This is a genomic window from Kineococcus aridisoli, assembly GCF_050871885.1.
In the GTDB taxonomy this organism is placed as follows: domain Bacteria; phylum Actinomycetota; class Actinomycetes; order Actinomycetales; family Kineococcaceae; genus Kineococcus.
Window position 1 is genome coordinate 1 of the sequence record NZ_JBJLSF010000088.1, and the last position, 20,589, is coordinate 20,589.

Genomic DNA, 20,589 nt, shown 5'->3' on the forward strand with positions numbered 1-20,589 from the left:
GCCTTCGCCCAGCGCGTCGTGGCCCTGCGGCGCACCGAGCCGGTCTTCCAGCGCCGCCGCTTCTTCGCCGGTGACGCCTCCCGCGGCGGCGAGAGTGAGGTCGGCGACATCGAGTGGTTCAGCGCCGCCGGCAGCGTGATGACCGACGCCGACGGCGGGCCGCTGCTCGTCCGGGTCCCGCAGCGGCCCCGGCAGCGGGACCGAGGGCGATTTGGCCTCCCGGCCCGGCGTCGGCTAGTGTTTTCAACGCCACGGGGAACCGGCCGGGAACGGCGGGGGACGCGGTGGACATGCGGACGTAGCGCAGTTGGTAGCGCATCACCTTGCCAAGGTGAGGGTCGCGGGTTCGAGTCCCGTCGTCCGCTCGGGGGTCGGCTTGCGGGGCGCGAGCCTCACGGTGGAGTGGCCGAGAGGTTAGGCAGCGGCCTGCAAAGCCGTCCACACGGGTTCGAATCCCGTCTCCACCTCCACCTCACCGGGTAGCTCCCGGTGTGGACGAGGGCGATTGGCGCAGCGGTAGCGCGCTTCCCTGACACGGAAGAGGTCACTGGTTCGATCCCAGTATCGCCCACCACCCCACCCGAAGAGGGCCGCACCTGCTGGTGCGGCCCTCTTCGCGTCTCCCCCGGCGCTGCGCGCGCGGACCACCGGCCACCGACCGCGCCCGACCGGGCACGAGCGGTCACGTCACCACCGGGTCGTCACCCACTCGCCGCAACCGCTTGCAGCTCAGGGAGTTAACTTCCCCGCAACACCCGGCGGACACCCAGCCCCGCCGCGTACGGTCCTGCCATGGCACGCTCCCGCCCCGCCTCCTCCCGCCCCCTGCGCGTCCTCTTCGTCGAGGGTCACCTCAGGGAGAACGGCGGCCTGCGCGTCGTGCTGGAGCTGGCACGGCGGTTCGTCGCCGACGGCGTGCCGACGACCGTCTTCGCCCTCGAGGAGGTCACCGACGCGGCGACGGCCTCCCCCGACGCCTCGGTGCGGCTGGCCTTCGGCGCCCGCGCCGACGTGCCCACCCCCCGCCGGCTGCCGCGCGAGGTCGCGCGGCTCGTGCGCGAGGCCGCGCGGCACGACGTGGTCGTCTCCGGCTCCGAGATCGGCCACGGCCTGCTGGCCGGCTGGCTGGCCGCCCGGCTGACCCGCACGCCGTTCGTCGTGCTGGCCCAGGGCGACCTCGACGAGGCGATCGGCGCCTGGGTGCCCCCGCACCTGCACCGCGCGACCCGGTTCGCCGACGCGCACGCGGACGCGACCGTGTGCGTCTCCCCCGGCCTGGTGGCGGGCGTCGTCGCCAACGGCCAGCTCCCCGAGCGCACCCACGTCGTCGTCAACGGCGTCGACGTCGACGCGCTGCGCGACCGCGCCGGCCTGGCCGCGGCCGCCGGCGCGCAGGGCACCCGCGCCGTCCCGCACGTCGTCGCGCTCGGCCGGCTGACGCCGCACAAGGGCTTCGACCTGCTGCTGCGCGCCTCCGCCCGGGCCCGCGCGCTGGGGTTCGCGCACGAGCTGACCATCGCGGGCGAGGGCGCCGAGCGGGCGTCGCTGGAGCAGCTGGCCGGTGAGCTGGGCGCCGACCACGTGCGCCTGCCCGGCTTCTGCTCCTCGCCCGCCGAGCTGCTGGCCGGTGCCGACCTGTTCGTCTCCAGCTCCCGCACGGAGGCGATGCCGCTGACCCTGCTGGAGGCCCTGGCCCTGGGCGTGCCCGTGGTGGCCACCGACTGCTCGGTGGGCAGCCGGATGCTGCTCGACGAGGGCCGCCACGGCCGGCTCGTGGCGCCGGAGTCCGTCGAGGCCCTCGCGCAGGCGCTCGTCGACCACCTGCGCGACCCGCGCCCGCTGGCCGACGCGGCGCTCGGCGGCCCCGCCTTCGCCCGCCGCTTCGAGCCGCAGGGGCTGGCCCGCGAGCACCTGGGGATCCTGGCGGCCGTCGCGGGCCGCGAGCTGCCCGCGACGGCGCTGCCCGCGGCGGCGCCCCGGCAGCGCGCTCCGCGGCACCGCACCCGCCAGCCCGCCGACGCCGCCTGACGGCACCGCCCGAGCAGCACCGCCCGAGCAGCACCGGGCGAGCAGCACCGCCCGAGCAGCACCGGGCGGGCGGGGCCTCAGCGGGTGAGCGCCGGCACGACCCGCCGGGCGTTGTCCCGGTAGACGGCGGACAGCTGCTCGGGCGTCAGGGCCAGGCCGGAGACCGTCCAGCGCCCCTGGTCGGGCTCGGGCCCGTAGTCGAAGGCCTCGTCGGCCGTCTCGAGCACGCGGAACCACCGCCGCACGGCCTCGGTGTCGAAGGGGAAGCTGTCGCTGCCCCACAGCACCCGGTCGGCGTGGCGGGCGATGAAGGCGGCGGCGGCGCGCGGCTGGCGCCCCAGCTCGGCCAGCCGGGCACCGGTGTCGACGACGAGGTTGGGGTGGCGGTCCAGCGCCGCGGACACCCACTGCAGGTTCTCCGCCCAGCCGGCCACGTGGGCGCCGATGAACGTCGTGCCCGGGTGGGCGCCCACGAGGTGGTCGAAGCAGTCCTGCAGCTGCGCGTGGTCGGGCACCCCCTTGCCGTGCCAGCTCCAGTCCGGGTGGAGCGTCAGCTCCTCCAGCCGCTCGTTGCGCCGGTCCACGGGCCGGAAGAACGCCGGCGGGTCGCCGATGTGGACCAGGACGGGCAGCCCGGCCTCGCCGGCGGCCTCGAAGACGTCGCCGAGGCGCTCGTCGTCGGGGCGCACGAGCCGCCCGCGCTCGTCGCGCAGCAGCAGGCCGAGGTCCTTCCACACCTTCAGGCCGCCGGCACCGGCGCGCGCCGCCGCGCGCACCTGCTCGACCATCGCGGCCACCCCCCGCGGGCCCTCGAGCAGCCGGCTCCAGTCGACGTGGGCGAAGGTGAGGAAGCGGCCCGGGTGCGCGCGGTCGTAGCGGTCGAGGTTGCGCTCCAGCTCGTCGCCGAAGCGGCCGTCGAGGTTGACGACGGTGGCGAGGTTGAGCTCGTCCATCCGCGCCAGCAGGGCGCCGACGTCACCGGCCAGCCAGGCGTGCCCGCCGGTCAGCCAGCGGCCCAGGTGGTTGTGCACGTCGACGGCCGGCACCGCCGCCCGCGCCACCTCCGTGCTCGGCAGCACGAGCTCGCTGCGCGGCCGGTAGGTGGCCAGGCGGTGGGTGTTCAGCCGGGCGCGGGCGGCCAGGTCACGGGCGCGGCGGCCACCGGCCGACCGCAGGCGGTTCAGGTCCACCCCGGCAGTCTGGCGCACCGGACGGTCGCGGCGGGGCCCCCGCTCCCGCCGTCACCCGGTCAGGGCACCCAGCGGCGGCGCTCGGCGGCCTGCAGCCGGGCGGCCTCGCGGGCCGCGGCTCGCGTCGGGTCCGGCCAGACCCGGTCCACCGCGGAGTTCAGCGCCGCGCCGGTGAGCACGGCGGTGGTGAGGAAGTAGAACCAGATGAGCACGACGATCGGCGCGGCCAGCGGCCCGTAGATCGACGTGGAGGGCCCGGCGACCGAGTAGCCCAGCGCCCAGCGCAGCACCCAGGAGACGGCCAGCCAGCCCAGCAGCGCCAGCAGCGCCCCGGGCACGTCCCGCCACCAGCGCGAGCGCACCGGGGTGGCCAGGTGGTAGAGCGTGGCCAGGCAGCAGACCGAGAGGACCAGCACGACGGGCCAGTACAGCGTCGTCAGCCAGCGCACGTGCTCGGGCAGCCACTCCCCGAGCAGCCGCGGGCCGACGAGCACCAGCGGGACCACGACGACCCCGACGAGCAGCGCCACGAGGTACGTCGACAGCGACAGCAGCCGGGTGCGCACGATGCCGCGGTGCCCGCCGAGGCCGTACATGATCGCGATGGTGTCGACGTGGACGTTGAGCGCCCGCGAGCCCGACCACACGCTCACCGCGAAGGCGAGCAGCGTCAGGTCCGCCCGCCCGGAGGTGGTCACGGAGTCGAAGGTCGGCAGGATGACGCCGGCGATGGCCTCGGGGGTGAACAGCGACTGCGTGAGCCGGGTCAGCTGCCCGCGGGCGGCCGCCACGTCGTCGGCGCCCAGCCAGCGGCCGAGGTAGCCCAGGCTGGCGACGAGCCCGAAGACGAGCGGCGGCAGGGACAGCAGGGCGAAGAAGCCGCCCTCCGCCGCCAGGCCGGTGACCCGGAAGCGCAGGCAGGCCTCCAGCGTGCCGGCGGCCAGGGCCCGCCCGTCGCGCCATGCGCGCACGGCCGCGGCGGGCGGGCGCACCCGCAGCGGCGGCGCGGCGCCCGCCGCGGCGACGGGGGCGCGGGAGGGGTCCTCGGGCACCCGGACACGGTAGCCGCGCCGCCGGGCGGCCGGGCGCGGGACGCTCCGGGGCCCCGGGGGGCCCCGGAGGGCTCCGCTCGGCCCCTCCGGGTGTGGGGCGGGGGCGGAACCGCCATGATGACCGGGTCCGCCGCACGACCGAGCCCCTTCTGGAGGGAACCCCGCGATGCAGATCTGGCCCGGCCGGCCCTACCCCCTGGGCGCCACCTACGACGGTGCGGGGACCAACTTCGCGCTGTTCTCCGAGGTCGCCGAACGGGTCGAGCTCTGCCTCATCGGCGACGACGGCAGCGAGCAGCGCATCCCGATGCCGGAGGTCGACGGCTTCGTGTGGCACGCCTACCTGCCCTCGGTCATGCCGGGGCAGCGCTACGGCTACCGCGTCCACGGCCCCTTCCACCCCGAGAGCGGCGCCCGCTGCCAGCCGGAGAAGCTGCTGCTGGACCCCTACGCGAAGGCGATCGAGGGGCAGGTCGACGGCGACGAGTCGCTGTTCTCCTACTACTTCGACAAGCCCGACCAGGTCAACGTCGAGGACAGCCTCGGGCACACGATGCTGTCGGTGGTGGTCAACCCCTACTTCGACTGGGGCAACGACCGCCGGCCCGGGCACGAGTACCACGAGTCGGTGATCTACGAGGCGCACGTCAAGGGCCTGACGAAGCTGCACCCGGACGTGCCCGAGGAGATCCGCGGCACCTACGCCGCGATGGCGCACCCGGCGGTCATCGAGCACCTGACCTCGCTGGGCATCACGGCCGTCGAGCTCATGCCCGTGCACCAGTTCGTGCAGGACACCCACCTGGTCGACAAGGGCCTGTCCAACTACTGGGGCTACAACACCATCGGCTTCTTCGCCCCGCACAACGCCTACTCCTCCACCGGCCAGCGCGGCCAGCAGGTGCAGGAGTTCAAGTCGATGGTGCGCGCGCTGCACGAGGCGGGCATCGAGGTCATCCTCGACGTCGTCTACAACCACACCGCCGAGGGCAACCACATGGGCCCGACGCTGTGCTTCCGCGGGATCGACAACCAGGCGTACTACCGCCTGGTCGACGGCGACCAGAAGCACTACTTCGACACCACGGGCACCGGCAACAGCCTGCTCATGCGCTCTCCGCACGTCCTGCAGCTGATCATGGACTCGCTGCGCTACTGGGTGACGGACATGCACGTCGACGGCTTCCGCTTCGACCTCGCCGCCACCCTGGCCCGCCAGTTCCACGAGGTCGACCGCCTCAGCGCCTTCTTCGACCTCGTGCAGCAGGACCCGGTGGTCTCGCAGGTCAAGCTCATCGCCGAGCCCTGGGACGTCGGCGACGGCGGCTACCAGGTCGGCGGCTTCCCGCCGCTGTGGACGGAGTGGAACGGCCGCTACCGCGACGCGATCCGCGACTTCTGGCGCGGCGAGCCGCGCACGCTGGGCGAGTTCGCCAGCCGCATCAGCGGCTCCTCGGACCTGTACGAGCACTCCGGGCGCAAGCCGATCGCGAGCATCAACTTCGTCACCGCCCACGACGGCTTCACGATGCGGGACCTGGTCTCCTACAACGAGAAGCACAACGAGGCCAACGGTGAGGGCGGCGCGGACGGCGAGAGCCACAACCGGTCGTGGAACTGCGGCGTCGAGGGACCCAGCGACGACCCGGAGGTCGTGTCGCTGCGGGCGCGCCAGCACCGCAACCTGCTGACGACGCTGCTGCTGAGCCAGGGCGTGCCGATGGTGCTGCACGGCGACGAGCTGGGCCGCACCCAGCGGGGCAACAACAACGCCTACTGCCAGGACAACGAGATCTCCTGGGTGGACTGGAAGCTGGACGACACCCAGCGCGAGCTGCTGGCCTTCGCCCAGCGCGTCGTGGCCCTGCGGCGCACCGAGCCGGTCTTCCAGCGCCGCCGCTTCTTCGCCGGTGACGCCTCCCGCGGCGGCGAGAGCGAGGTCGGCGACATCGAGTGGTTCAGCGCCGCCGGCAGCGAGATGACCGACGCCGACTGGAGCGGCCACTCCAACGGCGCGGTGATGGTCTTCCTCAACGGGGAGGCGATCCCCGAGCCGGACCGGCGCGGCGAGCGCATCGTCGGCGACTCGTTCCTGGTGCTCTACAACCCCTGGCACGAGACGGTCGAGTTCACCCTCCCCGAGAAGGCGTACGGCGACGACTGGCGGCCGCGGCTGGACACCGCCGACGACCAGGTCGGCATCGTGTCGATCTTCACCGAGGAGTCCGCGTTCTCGCCGGGCGCGAAGCTCCCGGTCGCGGGACGATCCGTGCTGGTCCTGGCCCGCGAACCCCTGGGAGAGAAGTGAACTACCGCCCGGCCGTGGTGCCCGTGAGCACCTACCGCCTGCAGGTGCAGCCCGCCTTCACCTTCGACGACGCCGCCGCGCAGGCCGGCTACCTGGCCGCCCTCGGCGTCTCGCACGCCTACCTGTCGCCCGTGCTGGCACCCGCGAAGGGGTCCCAGCACGGCTACGACGTCGTCGACCACTCCCGCCTGAACCCCGAGGCGGGGGACCGGGAGGCCTTCGACCGGCTCAGCGCCGCCCTGGGCGAGGCCGGCCTGGCCGCCGTCGCCGACGTGGTGCCCAACCACATGGCCGTGCCCACGCCGGCCTCCGACAACGCCCAGCTGTGGTCGGTGCTCAAGGAGGGCCCGCGCTCGCCCTTCGCCTCCTGGTTCGACGTCGACTGGTCCGTGCAGGACCGGGCGATCCTCATGGCCGTCCTCGGCCAGCGCATCGGGCAGGTGCTGGCCGCCGGCGAGCTGTCGCTGGACCGCTCCGGCGACCCCTTCGACGGCGGCCCGGTGCTGCGCTACTACGACCACGTCTTCCCCGTGCGCCCCGGCACCGAGGACCTGCCGCTGGCGCAGCTGGTGGACCGCCAGTGGTACCGGCTGGCGCACTGGCGGGTCGCCGACGAGGAGCTGAACTACCGGCGCTTCTTCGACGTGGACACCCTGGCGGCCATCCGCGTCGAGGACCCCGACGTCTTCGACGCCTCGCACGCGCTGCTGCTGGACCTGCTGCACTCCGGCCAGCTGCAGGGGCTGCGCATCGACCACCCGGACGGCCTGGCGGACCCGCGCGGCTACCTGCAGCGCCTGGCGGAGGTCACCGCCACCGGCGAGGGCGGCTCCAGCGCCTGGGTGGTGGTGGAGAAGATCCTCGAGGGCGAGGAGGTGCTGCCGCAGGACTGGCCGTGCGCGGGCACCACGGGCTACGACGCGCTGCAGCGCATCGGCGGTCTCTTCGTCGACGCCGCCGGGGCCGAGCCGCTGTCGGGGCAGTACGCGGGCACGACCGGGGACACCCGGCCGTTCGCCACCATCGTCGACGAGGCCAAGCGCGAGGTCGTCGAGCACGGCCTGTACGCCGAGGTCCACCGGCTCGTGGAGCTGCTGTCGGGGATCTGCCACGACGACGTCGACCTGCGCGACCACACCCGGCGCGGGCTGCACGAGTGCGTCGTGGAGCTGCTGGTGGCGATGGAGCGCTACCGCGCCTACGTCACCCCGGGGCAGCCGGCGCCCGCGGAGAGCGTCGAGGTGCTCGAGCACGCCGCCTCGATCGCCCGCCACCGGCTGCCGGCCGAGCGCCAGGACACCCTCGACGTCGTCGTGGACCTGGCGCTGAACCGCACCGGCTCCCCCGACGACGAGCGCATCGCGGAGTTCGTGGTCCGCTTCCAGCAGACCTGCGGGCCCGTGATGGCCAAGGGCATCGAGGACACCGCCTTCTACCGCTGGTTCCGGCTGAGCGCGCTCAACGAGGTGGGCGGCGACCCGACCCGCTTCGGCACCGCTCCGGAGGAGTTCCACTCCTTCGCCGCCCGGTTGGCCCGCGACTGGCCGGCGACCATGACGACCCTGTCCACGCACGACACCAAGCGCAGCGAGGACGTGCGGGCGCGGCTGGTGACGCTGTCGGAGTTCACCGAGGAGTGGGCCGAGGCGCTGGCGACCTGGCGCGAGCTGGCCGCCGACCACCGCGCGGGCGAGCTGGACGCGCGCACCGAGCTGCTCGTCTGGCAGACGCTGGTCGGCACCTGGGGCACGGGCCCCCTCAGCGCCGAGCGGCTGCTGGCCTACCTGCAGAAGGCCACGCGGGAGGCCAAGGACCACACCACGTGGACGGCTCCCGACGAGGCGTACGAGAGCGCCGTGGAGCGCTTCGCGACGGGCGTGCTGGGCGACGAGGCGGTCCTGGCGGCCGTCGCCGAGTTCGTCGAGCTGATCGCCCCGGCCGCCCGCACCGCCCTGCTGGGCCAGAAGCTCGTGCAGCTGACGATGCCCGGGGTGCCCGACGTCTACCAGGGCACCGAGCTCGTCGACCTGTCCCTGGTCGACCCCGACAACCGCCGCCCGGTCGACTACGCCGAGCGCGCCCGGCGGCTGGCGGCGCTGGACGGCGGCTCCCGGCCCGCCGACCTCGACGACGAGAAGCTGCTCGTCGTCTCCCGGACGCTGCGGGCCCGGCGCGAGCACGCGGACGTCTTCACCGGTCCCGACGCCGGCTACGCCCCCGTGCCGACCTCGACCGGCAACGCCGTCGCCTTCGCCCGCGGGAGCGTCGAGGCGCCGGGGGCGGTCGCCGTCGCCACCCGGCTGCCGGTGTCGCTGGAGCGCCACGGCGGCTGGGGCGAGCACACGCTCACCCTGCCCGAGGGGACGTGGCGGGACGCGTTCACGGGTGCCGAGCACGGCGGCGGGCCGGCGCGGCTGGCCGACCTGCTGCGCGACCTGCCGGTCTCGCTGCTGCTGCGCGCGGGCTGAGCGCGCGGAGCCCGCGGCGGGACGGCCTCCCGCCGCGGGCGCCGGCCTCCTGAGCACCCGGCCTCCTGAGCACCGGCCCGCGCACCGGTCGCGGACCCGGCGAGGGTCCGACAGGCTGGGGGCATGGAGTTCGGGGTGTGGGCGCCGACGGCGCAGCAGGTGGAGGTCCTCGTCGGCACGGGGGACGAGGTCGAGCGGCACGCGATGCGACGCAGCGGTTCTCCCCGCGAGGGGTGGTGGTCGGCCGAGGTGGCCGGCGCCGGGCACGGCACCCGGTACGCCTTCAGCCTCGACGGCGGCGACGCCCGGCCGGACCCCCGTTCGGGCTGGCAACCGGAGGGCGTGCACGCGCCCAGCGCGGTCGTCGAGGAGAGCAGGTTCTCCTGGACGGACCAGGGGTGGCGCGGCCGCGACGCGCGCGGTGCGGTGTTCTACGAGATGCACGTGGGCACCTTCACCCCCGAGGGGACCTTCGCCGCGGCGACCGCGAAGCTGGACCACCTCGTCGACCTCGGCGTCGACGTCGTGGAGGTGCTGCCGGTCTCCTCGTGGGACGGGCCGTGGAACTGGGGCTACGACGGCGTGGCGCCCTACGCGGTGCACCACGAGTACGGCGGGCCCGAGGGGTTCGCGGCGTTCGTCGACGCCTGCCACGCCAAGGGCCTGGCGGTCGCGCTGGACTGCGTCTACAACCACCTCGGCCCCAGCGGGAACTACCTCGGCGAGTTCGGCCCCTACTTCACCGACAAGCACGACACCCCGTGGGGCGCGGCGGTCAACCTCGACGACACCGGCTCGGTGGAGGTGCGGCGCTGGATCTGCGACAACGCGCTGCGCTGGTTCCGCGACTTCCACGTCGACGCGCTGCGCCTGGACGCCGTCCACGCCCTCGTCGACGACTCCCCCGTCCACCTGCTGGCCCAGCTGGCCGACGAGGTGGCGGCGCTGTCCGCCGAGCTCGGCCGGCCCCTGTCGCTGGTCGCCGAGTCCGACCTCAACGACGCCAAGATGGTGACGCCCACGGCGCAGGGCGGGTTCGGCATGACGGCGCAGTGGGACGACGACGTGCACCACGCGCTGCACGCGCTGCTCACCGGGGAGCGCCAGGGCTACTACGCCGACTTCGGCGACCCCGAGGTGCTGAAGACGACCTTCGAGGAGGCCTTCTTCCACGCCGAGCGATTCTCCGCCTTCCGCGGCGAGGTGTGGGGCAGGAAGGTCGACCGCGCCGCGGTGCCGGGGACGGCGTTCCTGGGCTACCTGCAGACCCACGACCAGGTCGGCAACCGGGCCGTCGGCGACCGCATCGGGCACCTGCTCAGCCCCGCGCGGCAGGCCGCCGGGGCGGCGCTGTACCTGCTGGGCCCCTTCACCCCCATGGTCTTCATGGGCGAGGAGTGGAACGCCTCCACCAAGTGGCAGTTCTTCACCTCCTTCCCCGACCCCGAGCTGGGGGCCGCGGTCAGCGAGGGCCGGCGCTCGGAGTTCGGCGAGCACGGCTGGAGCGCCGACGAGGTGCCCGACCCGCAGGACCCGCGCACCAGGGAGGCCTCGGTGCTGCGCTGGGAGGAGACCGGCGAGGGCGAGCACGCCCGCATGCTGCGCTGGTACCGCGACCTCATCGCGCTGCGGCGCGGTCGGGAGCAGTTCCGCGACGCCGACCTGCGCGCGGTGCGCGTCGACGTGCGCGGCAACGCGCTGGTGCTGCACCGCGGCGACCACCGCGTCGTCGTGGCGCTGGGCGACGGCGGTGACGTGGACGTCGACGGCGACCCGGTGGAGGTCCTCTGCTCCTTCTCCGACGGCCCGGCGCCCGAGCTGCTCGGCGAGGGCGTGCGGCTGCCGTCGGAGTCGGTCGTGGTCCTGCGCGTCGCGTGAGCGGGGTGCACGGGCGGGCGGAGGACGCGAGGGAGGACGCGAGGGAGGACGCGGCTCACGCGGGTCCCGGCTCGGCCGCCGACCGGGTGCGCAGGGCGGCGGTGCGCATCGCCGCCCTCGCGCAGGACGGGCTGGTGTACGCGGTGGGCGAGCCGTCCAAGGACTACGACGCGGCGCGCTACCGGGAGCTGGGCGAGCTGGCCGCGGACCTGCTGGCGGCGGTCTCGGACACCCCGCGCGAGGTGCTGCGGCTGGTGCTGGACGCCGACGCCGGGTACGCGACGCCGAAGGTGGACGTGCGGGCGGCGGTGGTCGACGAGCGGGAGCGCTTCCTCATGCTGCGCGAGCGCAGCGACGGGTTGTGGTCGCTGCCGGGCGGCTGGGCCGACCCGGGCGACCGCCCCGGCGAGGCCGCCGTGCGGGAGGTGCTGGAGGAGACCGGCTACCCCGTCGAGGTCGTCAAGGTCGTCGGGGTCTGGGAGCGCGAGGCCCGCGGCAAGCAGCCGCCGATGCCGGTGAGCGTGTTCCACCTGTACTTCCTGTGCCGGGCGGTCGGCGAGCCGGTCGCGGCCTCGCAGCTGGAGACGCTCGACGTCGGCTGGTACGGGCTCGACGAGCTGCCGCCGCTGTCGCTGCGCCGGATCGACCGCTGGGAGCTGGAGCGGGTGATCGCCCACCACCGCGACCCCTCGCTGCCCACCGAGTGGGACTAGGGTGCTCGGCTGTTGCCGGTCGTCCGCGACAGCCGAGCCCGACCCCCCAGCCAGGAGCACCCCGTGCCCGTCGTCCCGTCCGCCGCGCCGGCCCCCGCAGGACGCCGCTGGGAGCGCACCGACACCCGCCGGCTGCTGCGCCTGCTGGGGGTCGTCGCCGCTCTGCACGTGCTGGGCTGGGGGGTGCTCGGGCTGCTCGTCGTCCCGTACGAGCACTCCGTCGGCGAGCAGGTCTTCGGCTGGGGCCTGGGCCTGACGGCCTACGTCTTCGGCGTGCGGCACGCCTTCGACGCCGACCACATCGCCGTCATCGACGGCACCACCCGCAAGCTCACCCAGTCCGGCGGCAGGGGCGGCAGCCGGCCGCTGTCGGTGGGCTTCTGGTTCTCCCTGGGCCACTCCACCGTCGTCTTCGCCATGGCCCTGCTCGTGGCCACCGGCGCCCGCTTCGCCTCCGGCCTGGTGACCGAGGGCAGCACCGCCCGCGACGCCCTCGGCGTCTTCGGCACCAGCGCCGCGGGCGTCTTCCTGTGGGTCATCGGGCTGGTCAACCTCGCCGCGCTGGCCGGCGTGCTGCGCACCGCGCGCCGGCGCCGCCGCGGCGAGCTGGACGACGCGGCGCTGGCCCAGCACCTGGCGCTCGACGGGGCGCTGGCCCGCCTGCTGCGCCGCTCCACCGCCCGCATCCGCTCCCCGCGCCAGGTCTACCCGGCCGGGCTGCTCATGGGCCTGGGCTTCGACACCGCCACCGAGGTGGCGCTGCTCGTGCTCGCCGGCACCGCCGCCGTCACCCTGCCCTGGTACGCCGTGCTCGTGCTGCCGGTGCTCTTCACCGCCGGGATGAGCCTGTTCGACACCCTCGACGGCGCCTTCATGAACCTCGCCTACGACTGGGCGCTGGCCCACCCGCTGCGCCGGCTGGCCTACAACGGCGTCGTCACCGGGCTGTCGGTGGCCGTCTGCCTGGCCATCGGCACGATCCAGCTGGTCGGCGTCGCGCACGAGCAGCTGCACCTGGGCGACGCGCTCACCACCCGCGTGGCCGCCGTGGACACCGGCGCCGTCGGCTACGCCGTGGCGGCGCTGTTCCTGCTCGTGTGGCTGGGGGCGCTGGTGTGGTGGCGCGCCTCGCGCTCAGGCCAGCGCGGCGCCGTCGCGGGCGAGCGCTGACAGCCGCGAGACCGCCCGCAGGTACTTCTTGCGGTACCCGCCGCCCAGCAGCTCGTCGGTGAAGACCCGGTCGAAGGGCACCCCGGAGGCCACGACGGGGATGTCGCGGTCGTAGAGGCGGTCGGCCAGCACCACCAGGCGCAGCCCGACCATCTGGTCGGAGACCGTGCGCACCCCGCGCAGGCACACCAGCGGGACCTCGCCGACCATGGCGCCGTAGCGGCTGGGGTGCACCTGCGCCAGGTGCTCCAGCACGGCGCCGAAGTCGTCGAGGGTGGCGCCCTCGCGGCCGGCCGCCACGCGCTCGACGTCGGCGTCGGCCAGCGGGTCGGGCGCGGCCGGCAGCCCGCGGTGGCGGTAGTCCTCGCCGTCGACGCGCTGCACGGTGAACTGCCCGGCCAGCGCCTGGATCTCGCGCTGGAAGTCCTGGGCGGCGAAGCGCCCCTCCCCCAGCGCGCCCGGCAGGGTGTTCGAGGTGGCCGCCAGGCGCACCCCGCGGTCGACGAGCTCGCGCATCAGCCGCGACATCAGGACGGTGTCGCCGGGGTCGTCGAGCTCGAACTCGTCGATGCAGACCAGGGAGTGCGGGGCGAGCGCGTCCACGGCCTGGCGGAAGCCCAGCGCGCCGACGAGGTTGGTGTACTCCACGAAGGTGCCGTAGGCCGCGGTGCGGCCGCCGTCGGTGACCACCTGGTGGTACAGCGAGGACAGCAGGTGCGTCTTGCCGACGCCGAAGCCGCCGTCGAGGTACATGCCGGGCGGCCCGGCGGGCGCCTTGCGCTTGAAGAGCCCGGCCAGCCCGCCGCGGGCCCCGTCCCCGGCCAGCACCCGCTCGCCGAAGCCGCTCATGGCCTGCACGGCCTGGGCCTGGGTGGGGTGCTCCGGCGCCGGCACGTAGGACGCGAAGCGCACCCCGGCGAAGCGCGGCGGGGGCACCAGCTCGGCGACCAGCTGCTCCGGCGGGACGCGGGGGTCGCGCTGCGCGAGGGAGTCCACACGGGTCTCGGGGCTGGTCACCGGTCCACAGTAGGGCGCGGCCGGGCGGGGGGCCCGGCGTGGTCTGGCAGGATCGCGCCGCGGGAACGCCGCCGCGCCGCGCGGTGTTGCCGCTGCCACGACGACCCGCTGGAGGAACCCGCTGTGAGCACGCTGCCCCTGGACACCGACTCCAAGCTCGCCGCCTACGCGCACCCCGACAAGCTCGTCACGACCGGCTGGCTGGCCGAGCACCTCGGCGAGGACGGGCTCGTCGTCGTGGAGAGCGACGAGGACGTCCTGCTGTGGGACACCGGTCACGTCCCGGGGTCGGTGAAGGTCGACTGGCACACCGAGCTCAACGACCCGGTCACCCGCGACTACGTCGACGGCGCCGGCTTCGCCGCGCTCATGTCCCGCAAGGGCATCTCGCGCGAGGACACCGTCGTCATCTACGGCGACAAGAACAACTGGTGGGCGGCCTACGCGCTGTGGGTGTTCACCCTCTTCGGCCACCCGGACGTGCGGCTGCTGGACGGCGGGCGCGCCAAGTGGGTCGCCGAGGGGCGCGAGATGACCACCGAGGTGACCGAGCGGGCCGCCACCGACTACCCCGTCGTGGAGCGCTCCGACGCGGGGGTGCGCGCCTTCAAGGAGGACGTGCTGGCCCACCTCGGCGGCCGGCTGGTCGACGTGCGCTCCCCGCAGGAGTACACCGGCGAGCGCACGCACATGCCCGACTACCCCGAGGAGGGCACCGTCCGCGGCGGCCACATCCCCGGCGCCGACAGCGTCCCGTGGGCGCGCGCGGCCGCCGAGGACGGCACGTTCCGCACGCGCGAGGAGCTGGAGGCCATCTACCAGCAGGAGAAGGGCCTGTCCCCCGAGGACGACGTCATCGCCTACTGCCGCATCGGCGAGCGCTCCAGCCACACGTGGTTCGTGCTGCAGCACCTGCTGGGCTTCGAGAAGGTCCGCAACTACGACGGCTCGTGGACCGAGTGGGGCAACGCCGTGCGCGTGCCGATCGTCAAGGGGCCGGACAAGGGGTCGCTGCGGTGAGCGACGACCTGTCGAGCGAGCCCACCGCCGGCCTGCCGCCGGCCATGGCCGAGATCGTCGAGGACTTCCGGGCGCTGCCCGAGCGCGAGCGGCTGCAGCTGCTGCTGGAGTTCAGCCAGGGCCTGCGCCCGCTGCCCGCGCAGTTCGAGGGGCGCCCGGAGCTGATGGAGCGCGTCGACGAGTGCCAGTCGCCGGTCTTCATCTCCGTGGAGGTCGGCGAGGAGCAGGACCACCGCGTGCACCTGCACGTCTCCGCCCCGGCGGAGGCGCCGACCACGCGCGGCTTCGCCGGGGTGCTGCAGGAGGGCCTGGACGGGCTGCCCGCCCAGCAGGTGCTGGAGCTGCCGGCCGACGTGTGCTTCCGGCTCGGCCTGGAGCAGGCCGTCAGCCCGCTGCGGATGCGCGGGATGACGGGGATGCTCGCGCGGGTCAAGCGCCAGGTGCGCGTGGCGGTCGCGGCCTGAGGGCGGCGGAGGGGCGGGCGCACGGGGTGCGGGGAGGAGGAGCGTGAGCGAGGTCCAGCAGGCGGGCACGACGGCGGACGGGACGGCGGGTGCGGCGGCGGACGGGGCGGCGGACGGCGGCGGGCCGCCGCGGCACCCGGCGCTGCCGGTGACGCGGGTGGCCGAGGCCGAGCTGCCCACCACGCACGGGACCTTCCGCGCGGTCGCCTACCGCCAGGCGGACGGCGTCGAGCACCTGGCGCTCGTCGCCGGCGAGGTCGGCGACGGCCACGACGTCCTCGTGCGCCTGCACTCGGAGTGCCTGACCGGGGACGCGCTGGGCTCGCTGCGCTGCGACTGCGGCCCGCAGCTGCAGACCGCCCTGGACACCATCAGCGCGCACGGGCGCGGGATCGTGCTGTACCTGCGCGGGCAGGAGGGCCGCGGCATCGGCCTGGCCGCGAAGATCGCCGCCTACGCGCTGCAGGAGCAGGGCCGCGACACCGTGGAGGCCAACCTCGACCTCGGCCTGCCGGTGGACTCCCGCGACTACACCGGGGCCGCCGCCGTGCTGCGCGACCTGGGCGTGCGCGACGTGGAGCTCATGACGCACAACCCCGTCAAGGTCGAGGCGCTGCGCGGGCACGGGGTCCCCGTGGTGCGCCGGCGCGACCTGCCCGTGGCCCAGACGCGGGACAACGTGCGCTACCTGCGCACCAAGCGCGACCGCATGGGTCACCGCCTGCCCGGCGTCTCCTGAGCCGACGGGCGCGCCGGGCGCGCGGGGCTCAGCGCGAGCAGCTGGCCGCCGGGGCCGGGTGGGCGGGACGGCTCGGGCGGGCGGGTCCGCGCTGGGCGGGGGGCACGGGCGCGGCGGACCCGTGCCCGGGCCCCGGTCCGGCGCCCGCACCCCCCGGCTGACCGCCGCCCCCGGGCACCACCCGCGCGCCGGCGTACCCGCGGCCGGAGTGCAGCAGGACGGCGGCCACCGCACCGGCCTGGCCGGCGTCGGGGAAGTGCCCCCACCGCGAGGCCACCCCGCCGCGGTCGTCGAGCAGCTCCAGGTCGCACGCCCCCGCGCCGGCCGCGCCGGAGCCGGCGAGCGCGGCGCGCACGGGCGCCAGCGCCTCGTCGGGGACGGCGAGGACGAGGACGAGCCCGTGCCCGTCGCGCACGTACAGCCGCGGCAGGGTGCTGGTGGGGCCTTCCAGGCGGACCTCGAGGGGACCGCGACCGGTGCGCTCGGTGGGCAACGTCGCCTCCTGTGGCAGCTGCGTCCCCGCGCCGTCGCGGGGGCTGCTCCCATGGTGACGCATCGGCGCCGGGCAGCGGCGGGGTTCCAGCTGGCAGTCGCCCGGGAATCCCCCGGGTCGGGGGCGCCCCCGGTCGGCGGTCGGGTCAGCAGTCGGGGGCGTACGCGAAGCGGTGGCACAGCGCGTCCCCGTCGGGGGCGGCGACCGCCGGCAGCACCCGCGTTGAGTCCTCGAAGGGGCTGACGCCGTCCAGCAGCGCGTCGAAGCGGTCGTCGGCCAGCAGGTCCATCGCCAGCGACAGCCGCCGCCGGGTCGTCCAGCGCGGCGCGCGCGCCGGCGGGACCCGGCCCACCTGGCTGGCGCGGATCGTCAGCCGGCGCGAGTGGAAGCCCTCGCCGAGGCCCACCTCGACGCTGCGGTCGCCGTACCAGCTGAGCTCGGTGAGCACCCCCTCGGCGCCCAGCAGCCCCAGGCCCGTCGTCAGCCCCGCCCCGGTACCGCTGGTGTGCAGGACGACGTCGCGCTCGCGGCGGGCGTCGTCGGGGGCCACGAGGCGGACGCCGAGCCGCTCGGCCGCGGCCTGGCGGTCCGGGCGCACGTCGACGGCCTCCACGTCGGTGCCGGGCACCCGCGCGGCGAGCGCGGTCACGAGCAGGCCCAGCACCCCGGCCCCCACGACGCTGACGCGGTCGCCGATGCCCAGCTGGGCGTCCCAGACGCCGTTGACCGCCGTCTCCAGCATCCCGGCGAGCACGGCCCGCGACGACGGCACCGCCGCCGGGACGACGAGCACCGCGGCGGCCGGCACCACGTAGCGGTCCTGGTGCGGGTGCGGGCAGAACACCGTGCGCCCCACCAGGTCCTGCACGCGCGGACCGGCCTGCACGACCGTCCCCACCGACAGGTGGCCGTACTTGACGGGGAAGGGGAACTCCCCGGCCTGGAAGGGGGCGCGCATCACGTCGTGCTGGCTGGCGGGCACCCCGCCGGACATCACCAGGGCCTCGGTGCCGCGGCTGACGGCGGAGAACTGCGCGCGCACCTCCACCTCGGCGTTGCCGATGACGGGCAGCAGCTCCTCGCGCAGCTCCGCCGCACCGGGACCCGTCGTCCACAGCGCCCTCGCGACGCTCACCGGCCACCTCCCGCACCCGGGGCCGCGCCGGGGTCCGCGCCGAGGCCCAGCGTCGAGCGCAGGAAGTCCGTCACGGCGCTCTCCCAGCGCTCGGGGTCCACGTTCCACTCCTTGGTGTGGCGCGCCGTCGTGCTCGGCACGTAGGTGACGAGGTCCGGGCGGGCCCGCGCCAGCCGCTGCGAGGGGCCGGAGGGCACGTAGTCGTCGTCGTCGGAGTGCAGCAGGAGCACGGGCAGCACGAGCTCCTCGGCGCGGCGCACCCAGTCCATCGTCCGCAGGTCCACCGGTCCCTCGACCCCCACGAGCCGGCGGCCCAGCGGGTGCGCCAGCAGGCGCAGCCCGTAGCGGCCCAGCCGCACGGGCACCCCCCGCTGCCGCGCCTGGTGGTCCAGCACGTCGTACCAGTCGACGACGGGGCCGTCGAGGACGAGCGCGGCCACGTCCTCGGCCAGCGGCGAGCGGGCGGTGAACTGCAGCAGGATCGCCCCGCCCATCGACCAGCCGACGACGACGAGGCGGCGGGCGCCGCGGGCCAGGGCGTGCCGGGCGACGGCCTCCACGTCCTGCCACTCGGTGTCGCCCAGGCCGTAGAGCGCGGCGGCGGAGGCGGGCCCGTCGGCGTCGTTGCGGTAGGCGGGCACGAGGCTGGGGATGCCGAGGCGGTGCAGGACCGGCAGCGCGCGCAGCGCCTCCTCGCGGGTGGCCCCGCGGCCGTGCACGAGGACGGCCCAGGTGTCCGAGGGCTCGCCCGCCGGCGGGACGCACCAGCACGGCAGGTCCCCCACCTCGCCGGGCACGAGCAGGTCCTCGTGCGGCAGGCCGAGGGCGCTGGTGGGGTCCCCCGCGTAGTAGTACTGGTTCCAGCGCGCCGCCCCCGGCAGCGCGGCGCCGGAGTCGACGGCGAGCAGCTCGCGCACCACCCGTCCCCCGCCGCCCCCGTCGGCCCCGCCCGTGACCTCCAGCACGTCGCCGACGCGGAAGTGCCCGCGCCCGGCGTCGGTCCACACCCCGTAGCGGCCGGGCACGACGGTGTCCGGGGAGGCGGCCAGCACCACCCGGCGCGGGCCCACCTGCAGCACCTCGACGTCGTCGGGCTTGTGCCGGCGCGGGGTGACGACGGCGCGGGCGAAGGAGGCGGCGACGGCGGTCGCGGCCGCGGCGGCGCCGCCCAGCGCGAGCGTCGTCGCGGCGGCGCCGACCGCCGCCCGCCGGCGGCCGTTCACCGCACCGCCCGGGCGGTGCGCCGCGCGGCGCGCACCGGGTGCGCGGTGGCCGCACCGGCGAGCAGCACGGCCGGCGGGACCCGGCGGCGTGGGGCGGCGCGGCTGGTCACAGGCGCGATCCTGCCCGAGACCCCGCCGCCCGCGCGACGAGGGCCCCGTTAGGGTCGGCTGCGTGTCGTCGACCACCGAGCCCCCCGCCACCCCGCCGCCCACCGGGGCGGGCGGCCCCTGGACGGTCGTCGTCCTCACCGAGGAGGCGTTCGGCGACGTCGACGCCCGCAACGTCGCCCAGCTGCACGCCGACGCCCGCGCCGCCGGCGAGGACGTGCGCCACCTGGTGCTGGTGCCCGCCGACACCGAGCGCAGCGTGCTCGCGGGGCTGCTGGACCACCTGAGCCTGGGCGAGCTGCGGGCGGCGCTGGGAGCCGTCCGCGAGGGCCGCCCGGACCCCGAGCGCGCCCGCGCGGACGCCGAGACCGCGCTGGCCGCGACGCTGGCGGCGCTGCGCGCCGAGGGCCTGCAGGCGCACGGGCGCACCACGGCCGACGACCCGCTGCCGGAGGTGCGCGAGGCGCTGCGCACCGAGCCCGACGCCCGCGAGGTGGTCGTCGTCACCCGCCCGCACGCCGTCGAGGACACCTTCCACACCGACTGGGCCTCGCGCGCCCGCGACAGCCTCGGCGTGCCCGTGCTGCACGTGTACGCGGGCACCACGCGGCTGGGCTGAGCGGGCCGCCGCGCGGAACAGCGCCCGGCGGGAGGCGGTTGCAGAGGACATGAGCGCGCACACCACACCCGAGACCAGCGGCACCCGCTACCCCGTCACCAAGACCGACGCCGAGTGGCGCGCCCAGCTGGACCCGCAGGAGTACCAGGTCCTGCGCCAGGCGGGCACCGAGCGCCCCTTCACCGGCGAGTACGAGGACACCACCACCGAGGGCGTCTACGCCTGCCGCGGCTGCGGTGCGGAGCTGTTCACGAGCACCGAGAAGTTCGCCTCGCACTGCGGGTGGCCGTCCTTCTACGACCCCAAGCAGTCCGACGCCGTGGAGCTGCTCGAGGACGACAGCCTCGGCATGCGCCGCACCGAGGTGCGCTGCGCCAGCTGCGGTTCGCACCTGGGCCACGTCTTCGAGGGCGAGGGCTACCCCACGCCCACCGACCAGCGGTACTGCATCAACTCCATCAGCCTGACGCTGCGCCCCGCGCAGGCCTGAGGGCGCTCCCGGGCCCGGGAGCAGCGCGGATGCGCGCGCCCGGGCCCGCGGGCACAGTGGGAGCCATGAGCGAGCCGTACTCCGAGACCTACCAGCCGATCGACCCCGAGCTGGACCCGCTGGCCGACCCGGATCTGCAGCAGGCGGACTCCTCGATCGAGCAGGACCCCGACGACGGCGACGAGCTGCGCGACCTGCAGACGGACACCCTGCTGGCCGACAGCGACGACGACACCTACGACACGAGCCGGCGGCTGAGCCACGCCACCGAGGAGCTCATGCGCGACGACGTCGACCCGGACAACGAGACGATCGACGAGCGCATCACGCAGGAGGAGCCGGACGAGGCGGGCGGGGCCGGGCACCTGGGCACCGTCGACCACGTCGCCGGCGCCGACGCCGAGGACCCCGAGCGGCTCTGAGGACGGCAGCACGCACGACGCGCGAGAGGCGCCGCACCAAGGGTGCGGCGCC

General features: G+C 75.5%; 17 protein-coding genes, 3 tRNA genes and 1 pseudogene. 15 read left to right on the plus strand and 6 right to left on the minus strand.

The features are described 5' to 3' along the window. Nucleotides 1–292 precede the first annotated feature (292 nt). The 4 genes from ACRYM2_RS18915 to ACRYM2_RS18930 all read left to right on the plus strand — a co-directional run bounded on the left by ACRYM2_RS18915 (nt 293) and on the right by ACRYM2_RS18930 (nt 2,028). Nucleotides 293–365: transfer RNA gene (locus tag ACRYM2_RS18915), tRNA-Gly, on the plus strand. 31 nt (nt 366–396) lie between these two features. Next, a tRNA-Cys gene (locus ACRYM2_RS18920) sits at nt 397–470 on the plus strand. Nucleotides 471–499: 29 nt separating this feature from the next. Continuing rightward, nucleotides 500–574, plus strand: a tRNA-Val gene (locus ACRYM2_RS18925). Between the two features lie 218 nt (nt 575–792). Then, nucleotides 793–2,028, plus strand: coding sequence for a glycosyltransferase (locus ACRYM2_RS18930; protein WP_432523982.1), 1,236 nt, complete (start codon nt 793–795; stop codon nt 2,026–2,028). A gap of 77 nt (nt 2,029–2,105) precedes the next feature. On the opposite strand, the gene ACRYM2_RS18935 is transcribed toward ACRYM2_RS18930, so the two are convergent. After that, nucleotides 2,106–3,218: an amidohydrolase family protein gene (locus ACRYM2_RS18935; RefSeq protein ID WP_432523983.1), complete on the minus strand. Its 1,113-nt coding sequence runs from the start codon at nt 3,216–3,218 to the stop codon at nt 2,106–2,108. A 59-nt stretch (nt 3,219–3,277) separates the two neighbouring features. Beyond that, on the minus strand, nt 3,278–4,270 hold the full coding sequence (locus ACRYM2_RS18940; RefSeq protein WP_432523984.1) for a YihY/virulence factor BrkB family protein: 993 nt from the start codon (nt 4,268–4,270) through the stop codon (nt 3,278–3,280). 166 nt (nt 4,271–4,436) lie between these two features. Here ACRYM2_RS18940 and glgX point away from each other — a divergent pair, with 166 nt between their 5' ends. The 5 genes from glgX to ACRYM2_RS18965 all read left to right on the plus strand — a co-directional run bounded on the left by glgX (nt 4,437) and on the right by ACRYM2_RS18965 (nt 12,807). Continuing rightward, a complete protein-coding gene (glgX, locus tag ACRYM2_RS18945) occupies nt 4,437–6,578 on the plus strand; it encodes a glycogen debranching protein GlgX (protein WP_432523985.1) in 2,142 nt (713 codons plus the stop codon). 17 nt (nt 6,579–6,595) lie between these two features. Then, complete coding sequence (treY, locus tag ACRYM2_RS18950) at nt 6,596–9,046, plus strand: malto-oligosyltrehalose synthase (RefSeq protein ID WP_432523998.1); 2,451 nt, start codon at nt 6,596–6,598, stop codon at nt 9,044–9,046. 123 nt (nt 9,047–9,169) lie between these two features. Further along, the gene (gene treZ, locus ACRYM2_RS18955) at nt 9,170–10,924 is read left to right on the plus strand and encodes a malto-oligosyltrehalose trehalohydrolase (protein WP_432523986.1); all 1,755 of its coding nucleotides are present in this window, start codon (nt 9,170–9,172) and stop codon (nt 10,922–10,924) included. After that, nucleotides 10,921–11,637, plus strand: a complete 717-nt coding sequence (locus tag ACRYM2_RS18960; RefSeq protein ID WP_432523987.1) for an NUDIX hydrolase N-terminal domain-containing protein — start codon at nt 10,921–10,923, stop codon at nt 11,635–11,637. The genes treZ and ACRYM2_RS18960 overlap by 4 nt, the downstream gene beginning before the upstream one ends. Nucleotides 11,638–11,700: 63 nt before the next feature. Further along, entirely contained in the window at nt 11,701–12,807 is a 1,107-nt protein-coding gene (locus ACRYM2_RS18965) for a HoxN/HupN/NixA family nickel/cobalt transporter (protein WP_432523988.1), read from the plus strand. Here ACRYM2_RS18965 and zapE read toward each other — a convergent pair. After that, nucleotides 12,772–13,824 (minus strand): cell division protein ZapE, encoded by a 1,053-nt coding sequence (zapE, locus tag ACRYM2_RS18970; RefSeq protein WP_432523989.1) that lies wholly within the window; start codon nt 13,822–13,824, stop codon nt 12,772–12,774. The genes ACRYM2_RS18965 and zapE overlap by 36 nt on opposite strands. Nucleotides 13,825–13,947: 123 nt before the next feature. Here zapE and ACRYM2_RS18975 point away from each other — a divergent pair, with 123 nt between their 5' ends. From ACRYM2_RS18975 to ribA, 3 genes and pseudogenes are all read left to right on the plus strand, one after another. Beyond that, nucleotides 13,948–14,844, plus strand: coding sequence for a sulfurtransferase (locus ACRYM2_RS18975; RefSeq protein ID WP_432523990.1), 897 nt, complete (start codon nt 13,948–13,950; stop codon nt 14,842–14,844). Further along, nucleotides 14,841–15,308, plus strand: a complete 468-nt coding sequence (locus tag ACRYM2_RS18980; RefSeq protein ID WP_432523991.1) for a SufE family protein — start codon at nt 14,841–14,843, stop codon at nt 15,306–15,308. The genes ACRYM2_RS18975 and ACRYM2_RS18980 overlap by 4 nt, the downstream gene beginning before the upstream one ends. Nucleotides 15,309–15,456: 148 nt before the next feature. Beyond that, nucleotides 15,457–16,047 (plus strand): annotated as a pseudogene (ribA, locus tag ACRYM2_RS18985) (GTP cyclohydrolase II); the annotation flags it as partial. Between the two features lie 28 nt (nt 16,048–16,075). On the opposite strand, the gene ACRYM2_RS18990 reads toward ribA, so the two are convergent. From ACRYM2_RS18990 to ACRYM2_RS19000, 3 genes are all read right to left on the minus strand, one after another. Next, entirely contained in the window at nt 16,076–16,540 is a 465-nt protein-coding gene (locus ACRYM2_RS18990) for a hypothetical protein (protein ID WP_432523992.1), read from the minus strand. A 145-nt stretch (nt 16,541–16,685) separates the two neighbouring features. Beyond that, entirely contained in the window at nt 16,686–17,675 is a 990-nt protein-coding gene (locus ACRYM2_RS18995; protein ID WP_432523993.1) for a zinc-dependent alcohol dehydrogenase, read from the minus strand. Then, nucleotides 17,672–18,898, minus strand: coding sequence for an alpha/beta hydrolase family protein (locus ACRYM2_RS19000; protein ID WP_432523994.1), 1,227 nt, complete (start codon nt 18,896–18,898; stop codon nt 17,672–17,674). Before ACRYM2_RS19000 ends, ACRYM2_RS18995 begins: the two co-directional genes overlap by 4 nt. A gap of 172 nt (nt 18,899–19,070) precedes the next feature. On the opposite strand from ACRYM2_RS19000, the gene ACRYM2_RS19005 reads away from it, so the two are divergent. The 3 genes from ACRYM2_RS19005 to ACRYM2_RS19015 all read left to right on the plus strand — a co-directional run bounded on the left by ACRYM2_RS19005 (nt 19,071) and on the right by ACRYM2_RS19015 (nt 20,537). Continuing rightward, entirely contained in the window at nt 19,071–19,625 is a 555-nt protein-coding gene (locus tag ACRYM2_RS19005) for a hypothetical protein (RefSeq protein WP_432523995.1), read from the plus strand. A gap of 49 nt (nt 19,626–19,674) precedes the next feature. Continuing rightward, entirely contained in the window at nt 19,675–20,115 is a 441-nt protein-coding gene (gene msrB / locus ACRYM2_RS19010; protein ID WP_432523996.1) for a peptide-methionine (R)-S-oxide reductase MsrB, read from the plus strand. Nucleotides 20,116–20,180: 65 nt separating this feature from the next. After that, nucleotides 20,181–20,537 carry a hypothetical protein gene (locus ACRYM2_RS19015; RefSeq protein WP_432523997.1) on the plus strand — a complete coding sequence of 119 codons (357 nt, stop codon included), beginning with the start codon at nt 20,181–20,183 and terminating at the stop codon, nt 20,535–20,537. Nucleotides 20,538–20,589: the final 52 nt, after the last annotated feature.

Bases quoted from the DNA above. Each gene is read 5' to 3' on its own strand.
- ACRYM2_RS19015 (WP_432523997.1), top strand. From the start codon at position 20,181: ATGAGCGAGCCGTACTCCGAGACCTACCAGCCGATCGACCCCGAGCTG.
- treZ (WP_432523986.1), top strand. From the start codon at position 9,170: ATGGAGTTCGGGGTGTGGGCGCCGACGGCGCAGCAGGTGGAGGTCCTC.
- glgX (WP_432523985.1), top strand. From the start codon at position 4,437: ATGCAGATCTGGCCCGGCCGGCCCTACCCCCTGGGCGCCACCTACGAC.
- ACRYM2_RS18930 (WP_432523982.1), top strand. From the start codon at position 793: ATGGCACGCTCCCGCCCCGCCTCCTCCCGCCCCCTGCGCGTCCTCTTC.
- msrB (WP_432523996.1), top strand. From the start codon at position 19,675: ATGAGCGCGCACACCACACCCGAGACCAGCGGCACCCGCTACCCCGTC.